Source organism: Bacillus sp. FSL W8-1202, from assembly GCF_038006165.1.
Lineage (GTDB): Bacteria > Bacillota > Bacilli > Bacillales > Bacillaceae > Bacillus > Bacillus subtilis.
This window is the reverse complement of record NZ_JBBOUR010000001.1, coordinates 3,677,210-3,690,396: the sequence shown is the minus strand read 5'-3', so window position 1 is coordinate 3,690,396 and position 13,187 is coordinate 3,677,210. Positions and strand designations below refer to the sequence as shown.

General features: G+C 44.9%; 11 protein-coding genes, 1 other RNA gene and 1 other annotated feature. Of the genes, 11 read left to right on the top strand and 1 reads right to left on the bottom strand.

What is annotated here, in order from left to right; all coding sequences use genetic code 11:
- The first annotated feature begins 69 nt into the window (after window positions 1-69).
- The 6 genes from NSQ09_RS19555 to dtd all read left to right on the top strand — a co-directional run bounded on the left by NSQ09_RS19555 (window position 70) and on the right by dtd (window position 6,736).
- Window positions 70-567 carry a cation:proton antiporter regulatory subunit gene (locus tag NSQ09_RS19555; protein WP_003229739.1) on the top strand — a complete coding sequence of 166 codons (498 nt, stop codon included), beginning with the start codon at window positions 70-72 and terminating at the stop codon, window positions 565-567.
- A gap of 75 nt (window positions 568-642) precedes the next feature.
- The gene (locus NSQ09_RS19550; protein ID WP_003229740.1) at window positions 643-966 is read left to right on the top strand and encodes a LapA family protein; all 324 of its coding nucleotides are present in this window, start codon (window positions 643-645) and stop codon (window positions 964-966) included.
- A 66-nt stretch (window positions 967-1,032) separates the two neighbouring features.
- Window positions 1,033-3,393 (top strand): single-stranded-DNA-specific exonuclease RecJ, encoded by a 2,361-nt coding sequence (gene recJ / locus NSQ09_RS19545; RefSeq protein ID WP_069837662.1) that lies wholly within the window; start codon window positions 1,033-1,035, stop codon window positions 3,391-3,393.
- Window positions 3,394-3,398: 5 nt separating this feature from the next.
- Window positions 3,399-3,911: an adenine phosphoribosyltransferase gene (locus NSQ09_RS19540; protein WP_003229745.1), complete on the top strand. Its 513-nt coding sequence runs from the start codon at window positions 3,399-3,401 to the stop codon at window positions 3,909-3,911.
- Between the two features lie 167 nt (window positions 3,912-4,078).
- The gene (relA, locus tag NSQ09_RS19535) at window positions 4,079-6,283 is read left to right on the top strand and encodes a GTP diphosphokinase (protein ID WP_003229747.1); all 2,205 of its coding nucleotides are present in this window, start codon (window positions 4,079-4,081) and stop codon (window positions 6,281-6,283) included.
- Window positions 6,284-6,295: 12 nt separating this feature from the next.
- Window positions 6,296-6,736 carry a D-aminoacyl-tRNA deacylase gene (dtd, locus tag NSQ09_RS19530; protein ID WP_041339546.1) on the top strand — a complete coding sequence of 147 codons (441 nt, stop codon included), beginning with the start codon at window positions 6,296-6,298 and terminating at the stop codon, window positions 6,734-6,736.
- A gap of 26 nt (window positions 6,737-6,762) precedes the next feature.
- Here dtd and NSQ09_RS19525 read toward each other — a convergent pair whose 3' ends face one another.
- Window positions 6,763-8,319, bottom strand: coding sequence for an SH3 domain-containing protein (locus NSQ09_RS19525; RefSeq protein ID WP_041336164.1), 1,557 nt, complete (start codon window positions 8,317-8,319; stop codon window positions 6,763-6,765).
- Window positions 8,320-8,451: 132 nt separating this feature from the next.
- Between NSQ09_RS19525 and NSQ09_RS19520 the strand changes: the two genes are divergently transcribed.
- The 5 genes from NSQ09_RS19520 (at window position 8,452) to NSQ09_RS19500 (ending at window position 13,168) form a co-directional block, all read left to right on the top strand.
- Window positions 8,452-8,622, top strand: a complete 171-nt coding sequence (locus NSQ09_RS19520) for a YrzK family protein (protein WP_004399157.1) — start codon at window positions 8,452-8,454, stop codon at window positions 8,620-8,622.
- 59 nt (window positions 8,623-8,681) lie between these two features.
- Window positions 8,682-8,914 (top strand) — a binding site (T-box leader).
- Window positions 8,915-9,002: 88 nt separating this feature from the next.
- The gene (gene hisS, locus NSQ09_RS19515) at window positions 9,003-10,277 is read left to right on the top strand and encodes a histidine--tRNA ligase (RefSeq protein ID WP_041053872.1); all 1,275 of its coding nucleotides are present in this window, start codon (window positions 9,003-9,005) and stop codon (window positions 10,275-10,277) included.
- 13 nt (window positions 10,278-10,290) lie between these two features.
- Window positions 10,291-12,069: an aspartate--tRNA ligase gene (gene aspS, locus NSQ09_RS19510; RefSeq protein WP_017696356.1), complete on the top strand. Its 1,779-nt coding sequence runs from the start codon at window positions 10,291-10,293 to the stop codon at window positions 12,067-12,069.
- A gap of 60 nt (window positions 12,070-12,129) precedes the next feature.
- Window positions 12,130-12,322: non-coding RNA, 6S RNA (gene ssrS / locus NSQ09_RS19505), on the top strand.
- A gap of 81 nt (window positions 12,323-12,403) precedes the next feature.
- Entirely contained in the window at window positions 12,404-13,168 is a 765-nt protein-coding gene (locus tag NSQ09_RS19500; protein WP_095843860.1) for a tRNA threonylcarbamoyladenosine dehydratase, read from the top strand.
- Window positions 13,169-13,187: the final 19 nt, after the last annotated feature.

Below are 13,187 nucleotides of genomic sequence, written 5' to 3'. Positions count from 1 at the left end.
ACATTTAAACATATATATGGTGTTAAAAGTGTTTATGACTGGTTTTCAGATATGTAGGAGGGTTTATATATGAGGGTTCGCGAATCAGAGCTGCCGGGCATAGGACAAAAAGTTGAAATGATTACGAGAAACCGTGATAAAATTTCAATTATCATTCATCATGACGGACGAAGAGAGCTTTACTATTTTGACGAAAACGACCATGAGGAATGTGTTGCCTCCGTGCAGTTTGATGACGCTGAAGCAAGGCAAATGTCTGCTATTCTTGGCGGAATGGCATATAAACCGAAAGCGTTAGAACAGGTCGAGTCAGCCCTTGATGATTTGATTATAGAGTGGTGTAAAGCAGAGGCGGGAGCGCCTGCCATTCATCAGACGATTGGTGATTTGAATGTGGGTCAGGAATATCATGTAACGGTCATTGCAATTGTTAAAAAGAATCAGGATAAACAACTGAATCCGAGCTCTGAAACAGTCATTGACGAAGGCGATACACTTGTGATTTCCGGTGAGGGAACCGGACTGAAGAGGCTGATCCGGGAAAAATTAACAGCAAAGGGAGCTTAACCTAGTGTTAAGCCATGTTTAAAACCAGTCTTGATGGGGAAAGTTACCTCAATAAGAAGTTTGGGGGAAAAGAGAATGAATAAACAATGGACCATTATTTTCGCACTTATTTTCACCTTAATTGTCGCTATTTTCGCAGTCATTAATGTTCGATCCGTAGAAGTTGATTACCTGTTTGGAAGATCAGAATGGCCGCTCATTCTTGTTATTTTGGGCTCAGTTTTAATGGGAGCGCTGATCGTATTTTCTGTCGGCATTTTTCAGGTAATGAAATTGAAGCGGGAAATAAAAACCTTGCGGAAAGAAAATAGAACAGCAATACATAAACAAGAGGATACTCATCTTGCTGATCAGACTGACACACAGGATGCATCAGCCATGATTGAGAAAAAAGACTAGTTTTCGAATATTATTTGAAACCCCTCAGCCTGCTCTAGTATAATAGGGTGGTTGAGGGGTGAATTTATGTTAGCGTCAAAAATGCGATGGGAAATCCAGCGACCAGATCAGGATAAGGTCAAATCACTCACAGAACAATTGCATATAACACCTCTTGTTGCGTCCCTGCTTGTAAAAAGAGGCTTTGATACGGCAGAAAGCGCTAGGCTGTTTTTACATACAAAGGATGCCGATTTTTATGATCCTTTTGAAATGAAAGGCATGAAAGAAGCGGCAGATCGAATAAAACAGGCGATTTCACAACAAGAAAAGATTATGATATATGGCGATTATGACGCCGATGGGGTTACAAGTACGTCAGTGATGCTTCACACGCTGCAAAAACTGTCGGCTCAAGTTGATTTTTATATACCTGACCGTTTTAAAGAAGGATATGGACCTAATGAACAGGCGTTTCGTTCGATTAAAGAACGGGGCTTCTCTTTGATCATTACGGTTGATACAGGAATTGCCGCTGTGCATGAAGCGAAGGTGGCAAAGGAACTCGGACTGGATGTCATCATTACCGATCATCATGAACCGGGACCGGAGCTTCCGAATGTCCATGCGATCGTCCACCCGAAGCAGCCGGGCTGCACTTACCCGTTTAAAGAGCTTGCAGGGGTTGGAGTCGCGTTTAAGCTTGCCCACGCTTTATTGGATGAACTTCCTGATGAACTGCTTGACCTGGCGGCTATCGGCACCATTGCCGATCTAGTCCCGCTGCATGACGAAAACAGATTAATTGCAACACTAGGACTTGAAAGGCTTCGACGGACAAATCGGCTCGGCTTAAAAGAGCTGATTAAGCTGTCAGGCGGAGACATCGGAGAAGCGAACGAAGAAACTGTCGGATTTCAGCTCGCACCAAGGCTGAATGCCGTCGGAAGAATCGAACAGGCGGATCCCGCTGTTCATTTGCTTATGTCAGAGGATTCGTTTGAAGCGGAAGAGCTTGCCGCAGAAATTGACCAGCTGAACAAAGAGCGCCAAAAAATGGTCAGCAAAATGACGGATGAAGCGATTGAAATGGTTGAACAGCAAGGGCTCGATCAAACTGCAATTGTCGTGGCCAAAGCCGGATGGAACCCGGGAGTCGTCGGGATTGTGGCTTCAAAGCTTGTGGACCGTTTCTACCGACCGGCCATTGTTCTTGGTATTGATGAAGAAAAGGGAATCGCTAAGGGTTCGGCCCGAAGCATCAGAGGATTTAATTTATTTGAGAGCCTTTCTGAATGCAGAGATATTCTTCCTCATTTCGGCGGCCATCCAATGGCTGCGGGGATGACGCTGAAAGCCGAAGATGTGCCGGATTTGCGAAGCAGGCTGAATGAAATAGCGGACAATACGCTTACGGAAGAGGATTTTATTCCCGTACAGGAAGTCGACCTTGTCTGCGGCGTCGAAGACATTACAGTTGAAAGCATCGCAGAAATGAACATGCTGTCTCCTTTTGGCATGCTGAACCCGAAACCGCACGTTCTCGTAGAAAACGCAGTACTGGAAGATGTCCGCAAGATAGGGGCAAATAAAACTCATGTCAAAATGACGATCAGAAACGAGTCGTCCCAGCTTGATTGCGTCGGTTTTAATAAAGGCGAGCTTGAAGAAGGCATCGTACCGGGTTCAAGAATTTCCATTGTCGGTGAGATGTCAATCAACGAATGGAACAATCGAAAAAAGCCGCAGCTTATGATAAAGGATGCCGCTGTTTCTGAATGGCAGCTGTTTGATTTAAGGGGAAAACGGACGTGGGAAGACACAGTTTCCGCCCTTCCATCTGCTAAACGGGCCATTGTCTCTTTCAAAGAAGACTCAACAACACTGCTTCAAACTGAAGGCCTTCGCCGAGAAGTGCACGTCATCAGCTCAGAAGATCAAGCAAAGGCGTTTGACCTCGATGGTGCATATATTGTATTACTGGATCCGCCGCCTTCGCTGGACATGCTCGCACGTTTGCTGGAAGGAAAGGCGCCCGAGCGGATATATTTTATTTTTCTCAATCATGAGGACCACTTTTTATCAACTTTTCCCGCAAGAGACCACTTTAAATGGTATTATGCGTTCTTGCTGAAAAGAGGCGCTTTTGACGTGGAAAAACACGCTTCAGAGCTTGCAAAACATAAAGGCTGGTCCGTTGAAACAATCAATTTCATGACAAAGGTGTTTTTTGATCTCGGTTTTGTTAAAATAGAGAATGGTGTGCTGTCTGTTGTGAGCGGAGCAAAGAAACGCGACTTAACAGACTCACAAACATATCAGGCGAAACAGCAGCTGATGGAACTGGATCAAAAGCTGAATTATTCTTCTGCTGAAGAGCTGAAGGAATGGCTGAATAAGCTGATGAAACAAGATTCAGAGGCTTATGAAAGTACGAGGAGGACATAAAACAGATGGATTTAAAACAATACGTAACAATTGTACCGGATTACCCGAAAGAGGGCGTGCAATTTAAAGATATTACGACACTGATGGATAAAGGCGATGTATACCGCTATGCCACAGATCAAATTGTTGAATATGCGAAAGAAAAGCAAATTGATTTGGTCGTTGGCCCTGAAGCGCGCGGCTTTATTATCGGCTGTCCCGTTGCTTACGCGCTTGGCGTAGGTTTTGCGCCGGTCCGCAAAGAAGGCAAGTTGCCTCGTGAAGTAATCAAAGTGGATTATGGCTTGGAATACGGAAAAGACGTATTAACGATCCACAAAGATGCGATTAAGCCTGGTCAGCGTGTGCTTATTACAGATGACCTGCTTGCGACAGGCGGCACAATTGAAGCGACAATCAAACTTGTTGAAGAACTTGGCGGCGTTGTTGCTGGTATCGCTTTCTTAATCGAGCTTTCTTACCTTGACGGCAGAAATAAGCTCGAAGATTACGACATCTTAACATTGATGAAATACTAAGGATAACCGCATAACGAAAAAGCACTCCATGTCAGGGTGCTTTTTTCCTATTGTTTTGCATTTATTTTATATAATATTTGGCTATTTGAACTTCTGCTCTTTACATCTTTCGTTTTTTTCTTGATAATAAACTACAATACAGTTTACATTTTAAAAAAGGTGATTCCATGGCGAACGAACAAGTATTGACTGCCGAGCAAGTTATAGATAAAGCGCGCAGCTATCTATCTGATGAGCATATCGCATTTGTCGAAAAAGCATATCTGTACGCTGAAGATGCTCATCGCGAGCAATACCGCAAATCGGGCGAGCCATATATTATTCATCCGATTCAGGTTGCGGGAATTCTCGTCGATCTTGAAATGGACCCTTCCACAATCGCGGGCGGATTTTTGCACGATGTCGTGGAAGATACAGATGTGACGCTCGATGACCTGAAAGAAGCATTTTCCGAAGAAGTGGCAATGCTTGTAGACGGCGTAACGAAACTCGGCAAAATTAAATATAAATCTCAAGAGGAACAGCAGGCGGAAAATCATCGCAAAATGTTTGTCGCTATGGCTCAAGATATCAGGGTCATATTGATCAAGCTGGCGGATCGTCTTCACAATATGCGGACACTGAAACATCTGCCTCAGGAAAAACAGCGGAGAATCTCCAATGAAACGCTGGAAATTTTTGCTCCTTTGGCGCATCGTCTCGGGATTTCAAAAATTAAGTGGGAATTGGAAGATACGGCGCTCCGTTATTTGAACCCTCAGCAATATTACAGAATTGTCAACCTCATGAAGAAGAAACGTGCAGAACGTGAGCTTTATGTCGATGAGGTTGTCAATGAAGTGAAGAAACGTGTCGAAGAAGTAAATATCAAGGCTGACTTCTCGGGACGTCCGAAACATATTTACAGCATTTATCGAAAAATGGTGCTGCAAAATAAGCAATTCAATGAAATTTACGATTTGCTGGCTGTCCGTATTCTTGTGAATAGCATAAAGGACTGCTACGCGGTGCTTGGCATCATTCACACATGCTGGAAACCGATGCCCGGCAGATTCAAAGATTATATCGCAATGCCGAAGCCGAATATGTATCAATCACTTCATACAACGGTTATTGGGCCTAAAGGCGATCCGCTTGAAGTGCAGATCCGCACCTTTGAAATGCATGAAATAGCGGAATACGGGGTTGCGGCTCACTGGGCTTATAAAGAAGGGAAAGCAGCCAATGAAGGTGCAACCTTTGAGAAAAAGCTTTCTTGGTTCCGTGAAATTTTAGAATTTCAAAATGAATCGACAGATGCAGAAGAATTTATGGAATCGCTCAAAATTGATTTGTTCTCTGACATGGTGTATGTCTTTACGCCAAAAGGAGATGTAATCGAGCTTCCGTCCGGTTCTGTTCCGATTGACTTTTCTTACCGGATTCACTCTGAAATCGGCAATAAAACAATCGGTGCCAAAGTAAACGGAAAAATGGTTACGCTTGACCATAAGCTTCGGACAGGTGATATCGTTGAAATTCTCACCTCTAAGCATTCCTACGGCCCGAGCCAGGATTGGGTGAAGCTTGCCCAAACATCCCAAGCGAAGCATAAAATCCGTCAATTCTTTAAGAAACAGCGGCGTGAAGAAAATGTCGAAAAAGGCCGTGAACTGGTCGAAAAAGAAATTAAAAACTTGGATTTTGAATTGAAGGATGTTTTAACGCCGGAGAATATTCAAAAGGTTGCTGACAAATTTAATTTCTCAAATGAAGAGGATATGTACGCGGCGGTCGGTTACAACGGCATTACGGCTCTGCAGGTGGCGAACCGCCTAACAGAAAAAGAGAGAAAGCAGCGCGATCAGGAAGAACAGGAGAAGATCGTTCAGGAAGTTACTGGGGAACCTAAGCCGTACCCGCAAGGAAGAAAACGGGAAGCTGGCGTTCGTGTCAAGGGCATCGACAACCTCCTTGTCCGTTTATCAAAATGCTGCAATCCTGTGCCAGGTGATGATATTGTCGGCTTTATCACAAAAGGCAGAGGGGTTTCGGTCCATCGCGAAGACTGTCCGAATGTCAAAACGAATGAAGCCCAAGAGCGGCTGATCCCGGTAGAGTGGGAGCATGAGTCACAGGTTCAAAAGCGCAAGGAATACAATGTTGAGATAGAGATTCTTGGGTATGACCGCCGCGGATTGCTGAACGAGGTACTCCAGGCAGTGAATGAAACGAAAACAAATATTTCATCTGTCTCTGGCAAATCGGATCGCAATAAAGTGGCAACCATTCATATGGCGATTTTTATTCAGAATATCAATCACTTGCATAAAGTCGTTGAGCGTATTAAACAGATTAGAGATATCTATTCTGTGCGCCGCGTCATGAACTAAAGGGGTTAGAAAATGAGATTAGTTGTTCAGCGAGTAACAGAAGCAAGCGTTACAGTGGACGAAGAGGTCGTCGGCGAAATTGGACAAGGCCTCATGGTGCTGGTCGGCATCACTCACGATGATACAGAAGGTGATGCAGCTTATTTAGCCGATAAAGTTGTCAATCTCCGTATTTTCGATGACAGTGAAGGGAAAATGAATCTGTCTCTTTTAGATATAGGAGGAGAGATTTTATCCGTCTCACAGTTTACGCTTTATGGAGATACGAAAAAAGGGCGCCGGCCGAACTACATGAACGCGGCCAAACCTGATAAAGCTTTAGGTCTTTATGAAAAATGGAATGACCTGCTTCGTGAAAAAGGGATCAAAGTAGAGACCGGAACGTTTGGAGCCATGATGGATGTTCAGCTTACAAACTCCGGGCCGGTCACGCTTATGATGGATTCAAAATAAAAAAAGCTGCCAAAAGGCAGCTTTTTTTATTGGAAGTATTTCTCTAATCCGCTTTCGATCCCATCTGTTACTTTTTCTTGGTATGAATTGCTATGTACAATGGCTTCTTCCTGCGGATGGCTTACATATCCCAGCTCGTACAGCATAGCGGGCTGTCTGTTTTCCCGGAGCACATAATAATCTCCGAATAATACGCCGCGGTCTGGAATGGAAGAACGCTTCACCACTTCTGAGTGGACATCTGATGCGAGTTCCTGATCTTTGGCAGGACTGTAGTAATATGCTGTACTGCCTCTTGTAGAGGTATCCGCATAGCTGTCATAATGAATGCTGATAAAGGCGTCAGCGTTACGGTAGTGAGACGTGGAGACCCGTGACTGCAGGCTGACAAAGGTATCATCCTGGCGTGTCACATATACATCCGCGCCAGCCGATCTAAGTTTGCTGGCGAGCAGTTTTGCCGTTTTGATCGTCAGGTTTTTCTCGAATTTCCCCGAATACCCGATCGTTCCGCTGTCTTTTCCTCCATGTCCCGGGTCAACAATAATCGTTTTATTGTTTAGAGAGCCGTTTCCAGACGGGGAATCAGAGACTGGCGGTTCACCTGCTTCTTCTGCGCTTTTAGAAGTTTGGACCACCCAATTGGCTACATAAGCAGTTTGCCCGTTATCAAGCTTTATTTCATACCAGCTTCCCTTTGAACCGGTAATGGTGTATGAATCTCCTTTGGCAGCGCGCTCAACGATCGAAGCTGATGTTGACGCATCACTTCTTAGATTCGTTCCTCCGTACATAATATAGGCTTTTTTAGCGGAGGATGAACTGCCGGCATTTGCTGAATCATCAGCTGGAACAGAACTAGTCAAAAGGTAATGGCTTGCAACCCAGCCTTTTAGCCCGTTCACCTCAATGTGAGCCCAGCCATTTTTCTCGTTGAGAACCGTCAGTTTCGTTCCGCGATCAAGTTTTGTTATAATTGCCGCGTCATGTGAGGCGGAGGCTCTTACATTTAGCGAAGAAACACCGACTGTGCCCGTCGTTGACGCACCGGAATCCTCGGTTTGGTCACTCTCATCAGACGCTGAACTGCTGCCTCCTGATGTGACATATTCAGATGATACCCATCCGGTGGCACTTTGATAGGATATCTTGATCCAGCCCGAATCTTTATCAATGACAGATGCTTGGCTGCCTTGCGGGAATTTGCCGATGACTTCGTAGGAAGTGCCCGGGCCGCTTCTTATCCGCAGATCGGGGTCTGTTGATGTCACAGTGTCACTGCTTCCTGAGGAGCTTGTGCTGGCCTGGTCTTCCTTTGTAATAAGCCAGGAGACTACCCAGCCCTTTTCTCCGGAACCAAGCTGTATCTGCACCCAGTCTCCATCTTCCTTTAAAATCGGATAGCGTTCTCCCTTTTTTACTTCCGCTGTAATGCCGTAGCTAAGCCCAGGGCCGCTTCTGACGTTCATTTCATCTGTTGCGATGACCGCTTCTCCTTGAGCAGCTGTAACGGATGAAAAGGTCGGGAATAGCGCTGCGGTGAAAATAATACATACAATAAGGACAAAGTATTTCTTGTTCATTGTGTCCTCCTTTCTGATGATCATTAAAAAAGCATTCTTGTTTAATATCGTAAAGTCCTTTCTGATTTTTAAATAAAAATAAAATGATTTGTTTATACTAAGCGTAAATACAATCAAAAAGGTGTGCAAATCATGAAATATCATCCAAAAATGGGACGCGCATTTCACGACGGTGAAGCGAATCTGCATTACAGCGATCACGCAGATCCCGATACGACTGGTTATCTTACGGAAACAGCATCTGAATTTGGTCTTATGTCCAAAGAAGCAGCGCTGAGGAAAAACAACCGGAATAAAGCTTGACAGAGAACCCCAATCCCATTATTATAATAGAAATTGAGTACATAGCAAATGATGAAAGATTTGAACCAATAATGGAGAAGAGTAGGTCAGATTGCATGATTAGAGAGGAACCCGCCCTAGGCTGAAAGCGGATCCCATTGCGTCTTTCTCGAAACAACACTCCGGAGGTTTCCTGCTGAACGCGTGAATAACGCCATTAGGCAGTGAACGTGAACCTGCGTTAAAGGATCGAGCGGGAATATGAACGTATTCCAACTAGGGTGGCACCACGGGTATAACTCTCGTCCCTACTATCATGTATAGTAGGGGCGGGAGTTTTTTCATTTTCATCATTAACGATCATTGGATATTTTAAAAGGAATACATAAGGAGGTCTACCTATGGGATATAACATTCCGAGAGGAACACAGGATATTCTGCCTGGAGAATCAGATCGCTGGCAGTATGTTGAACAAATTATGAGAGACACTTGCCGCACTTATCAATATAAAGAAATCCGCACACCGATTTTTGAGCATACAGAACTGTTTGCCAGAGGCGTCGGAGAATCAACGGATATCGTACAAAAAGAAATGTATACCTTCGAGGACCGCAAAGGCAGAAGCCTGACGCTTCGTCCGGAGGGAACAGCTGCTGCGGTTCGCGCTTTTAATGAAAACAAGCTGTTCGCAAATCCTGTACAGCCGACAAAGCTTTATTATGTCGGGCCGATGTTCCGTTATGAACGTCCTCAGACGGGCCGTTACCGCCAGTTTTATCAGTTTGGAATTGAAGCGATTGGTTCAAAAGACCCTGCAATCGACGCTGAAGTAATGGCGCTTGCGATGAGTATTTATGAAAAAGCAGGTTTAGAAAACGTTAAGCTTGTCATAAACAGTCTCGGTGATCAAGATAGCCGCAAAAGCTACAGAGAAGCGCTCGTGAAACATTTTGAGCCTCGCATCGAAGAATTTTGTTCAGACTGCCAGTCACGGCTGCACACGAACCCGCTTAGAATCTTGGACTGCAAAAAAGACCGAGATCATGAGCTGATGAAATCGGCGCCTTCAATTTTGACGTATTTAAACGATAAATCGGCCGCTTATTTTGAAAAAGTGAAACAATATTTAAATGATCTTGGCATTTCGTATGAAATCGATCCGAACCTTGTGAGAGGGCTAGATTATTACAACCACACCGCATTTGAAATTATGAGCAATGCGGAAGGCTTTGGCGCGATTACGACACTTGCCGGCGGCGGACGCTACGACGGGCTTGTCGAACAGATCGGCGGACCTGAAGCACCGGGCATCGGATTTGCGATGAGCATCGAACGCCTGCTTGCCGCAATTGATGCTGAAAAAAGAGAGCTGCCTGTTGATAAGGGAATCGACTGCTATATCGTCACACTCGGCGACAAAGCAAAGGATTATTCTGTTTCATTGGTGTACAAACTGAGAGAAGCAGGCATTTCCAGTGAAATTGATTATGAAAATAAGAAAATGAAAGGCCAGTTTAAAACAGCTGATCGCTTAAATGCCAGATTTATTGCGATTTTGGGTGAAGATGAGCTTGCCCAAAACAAAATCAATGTAAAGGATGCACAGACGGGCGAACAGATAGAAGTGGCACTTGATGAATTTATACATGTGATGAAGGCAAACCAAAAGGGATAAGGAGTGAAACGCATTGTTTGGAAGAACATATTATTGCGGTGATATAACTGAAGAAGCAATTGGCGAATCTGTAACGCTGAAAGGTTGGGTCCAAAAAAGACGAGACCTCGGCGGATTGATTTTTATTGACTTGCGTGACCGTACGGGAATTGTTCAAGTCGTTTTTAACCCTGATGTGTCAAAAGAAGCGCTTGCTATTGCGGAAGGCATCAGAAACGAATACGTGCTTGATGTTCAAGGAAAAGTAGTGGCGCGGGAAGAAGGAACAGTCAATCCGAATTTGAAGACAGGCGCGATCGAAATTCACGCTGACGGAGTGACAGTTCTAAGTGCTGCAAAGACGCCTCCATTTGCGATTTCTGATCAAGCGGAAGAAGTGTCAGAGGACGTTCGTTTAAAACACCGTTACTTAGATTTGCGCAGACCGGCTATGTTTAAAACAATGCAGATGCGTCATAATGTGACGAAAGCTGTCCGCAGCTTTTTAGATGAAAACGGGTTTCTTGATATTGAAACGCCGATCTTAACAAAAAGCACGCCTGAAGGCGCTCGTGACTACTTGGTGCCGAGCCGTGTGCACGAAGGTGAGTTCTACGCGCTGCCGCAGTCTCCGCAGCTATTTAAACAGCTTCTGATGGTATCAGGCATTGAACGGTATTATCAGATTGCCCGCTGTTTCCGTGATGAAGACTTGCGTGCGGATCGCCAGCCTGAGTTCACGCAAATTGACATTGAAATGTCCTTTATGAGCCAGGAAGACATTATGTCATTGGCTGAGGATATGATGGCAAAGATTATGCGTGAAACAAAAGGTGTGGAAATTAAGCTTCCTCTTCCTCGAATGACGTATGACGAAGCAATGAACAAGTACGGTTCTGATAAACCGGATACGCGTTTTGACATGCTTTTGACGGATGTGTCTGACATTGTAAAGGATACGGAATTTAAAGTGTTCTCATCAGCTGTAGCAAACGGCGGCGTGGTTAAAGCCATCAACGTAAAAGGCGGTGCCGGCGATTATTCCAGAAAAGACATCGACGCTCTTGGCGCTTTTGCTGCAAACTATGGGGCGAAAGGACTTGCCTGGGTGAAGGTTGAAGCAGACGGAGTGAAAGGACCGATCGCTAAATTCTTTGATGAAGAAAAGCAGTCTAAGCTGATTGAAGCACTTGATGCTGCTGAAGGTGATTTGCTGCTGTTCGGAGCGGATCAATTCGAAGTTGTGGCCGCATCACTCGGCGCCCTGCGCTTAAAGCTTGGGAAAGAGCGCGGGCTGATTGACGAAAAATTGTTCAATTTCTTATGGGTCATCGACTGGCCGCTATTAGAGCATGATCCGGAAGAAGGCCGTTTCTACGCAGCGCACCATCCGTTCACAATGCCTGTCCGGGAAGACCTTGAGCTGATTGAAACAGCGCCTGAAGACATGAAAGCACAAGCTTATGACCTCGTTTTAAACGGCTATGAGCTTGGCGGCGGTTCAATCCGTATTTTTGAAAAGGATATTCAGGAAAAAATGTTTGCGCTTCTCGGCTTCTCACCAGAAGAAGCGGCTGAACAGTTCGGATTCCTGCTGGAAGCATTTGAATACGGCGCTCCTCCGCACGGCGGAATCGCACTCGGCTTAGACCGTCTCGTTATGCTTCTCGCTGGACGTACGAACCTGAGAGATACGATTGCATTCCCGAAAACGGCAAGTGCAAGCTGTCTGATGACAGAAGCGCCAGGCGAAGTAAGCGACGCCCAGCTTGACGAGCTTCATCTTTCTATCAAGAAAAAAGTTAAGAACTGAATGTGCAGTTCGATTCTTGAAAATCAAAATCGTCTGTGATATGATTTTGACAAGTTAAATAAAGTCCTGATGTGTTAGTTGTACACCTAGTTTTGACCGAACATTTTTTTGATTTGGGAGCCCGCATTTTTAAATGGCGTACATGCCTCTTTTCATTCGGTAAAGAGGACTTACAAGATTTAAAAGAGGGCACCCACCTGCTGAGAGCGGGTTCAAAACAAAGGAAAGCTGCAACGGCACTATTGGGACTTTATTTTTTGTGCGCAGAAAAACGGCTGCTCATGGATCAGCCATTTTATAGATGAAACCAGAATACGAATGTGGAGTGAGGTTCTTGTTACACCAGTTTTCACGCAATGAATTAGCTATCGGAAAAGAAGGCCTTGAAACGCTGAAAAACAGCACAGTTGCTGTGCTTGGAGTCGGGGGAGTCGGGTCGTTCGCGGCGGAAGCTCTCGCGCGGTCAGGCGTCGGCCGCATTCTGCTTGTCGACAAAGATGATGTCGACATTACAAATGTAAACCGTCAGCTTCACGCGCTGCTTTCAACTGTCGGACAGCCGAAAGTTGATTTAATGAAGGCGCGGATCGCAGACATTAACCCGGAGTGTGAAGTGATCGCGTTAAAAATGTTCTATACGGAGGAAACGTATGAGCAGTTTTTTGACTATGATCTTGACTATGTCATTGATGCGTCAGACACCATTTGTTATAAAATTCATTTAATGAAGGAATGTCTGAAACGAGATATTCCGCTCATCTCCAGCATGGGTGCAGCAAATAAAACGGATCCGACACGCTTCCAAATCGCTGATATCTCAAAAACGCACACTGATCCAATTGCGAAGGTCGTTCGTACGAAATTACGCAAGGAGGGTATCAAAAAAGGCGTTCAAGTGATTTTCTCTGATGAAAGCCCGATTGTCATTCGGGAAGATGTCAGAAAAGAAGTGGGGAATGACGAAACGAAAATCCGTAAAGCAAAAATGCCGCCTTCCTCTAATGCTTTTGTGCCGTCAGTTGCAGGTTTGATTATGGGCGGACATGTTGTCATGGATCTTTTGAAAGACATTGAAATCAAACGTGTGAAGGATAAATAATGCATAAAAACAGCCTTGA

Excerpts from the sequence above, each read along its gene's own strand:
- NSQ09_RS19555 (WP_003229739.1), top strand. The coding sequence starts at position 70 with ATGAGGGTTCGCGAATCAGAGCTGCCGGGCATAGGACAAAAAGTTGAA.
- NSQ09_RS19550 (WP_003229740.1), top strand. The coding sequence starts at position 643 with ATGAATAAACAATGGACCATTATTTTCGCACTTATTTTCACCTTAATT.
- recJ (WP_069837662.1), top strand. The coding sequence starts at position 1,033 with ATGTTAGCGTCAAAAATGCGATGGGAAATCCAGCGACCAGATCAGGAT.
- NSQ09_RS19540 (WP_003229745.1), top strand. The coding sequence starts at position 3,399 with ATGGATTTAAAACAATACGTAACAATTGTACCGGATTACCCGAAAGAG.
- relA (WP_003229747.1), top strand. The coding sequence starts at position 4,079 with ATGGCGAACGAACAAGTATTGACTGCCGAGCAAGTTATAGATAAAGCG.
- dtd (WP_041339546.1), top strand. The coding sequence starts at position 6,296 with ATGAGATTAGTTGTTCAGCGAGTAACAGAAGCAAGCGTTACAGTGGAC.
- NSQ09_RS19525 (WP_041336164.1), bottom strand. The coding sequence starts at position 8,319 with ATGAACAAGAAATACTTTGTCCTTATTGTATGTATTATTTTCACCGCA.
- NSQ09_RS19520 (WP_004399157.1), top strand. The coding sequence starts at position 8,452 with ATGAAATATCATCCAAAAATGGGACGCGCATTTCACGACGGTGAAGCG.
- hisS (WP_041053872.1), top strand. The coding sequence starts at position 9,003 with ATGGGATATAACATTCCGAGAGGAACACAGGATATTCTGCCTGGAGAA.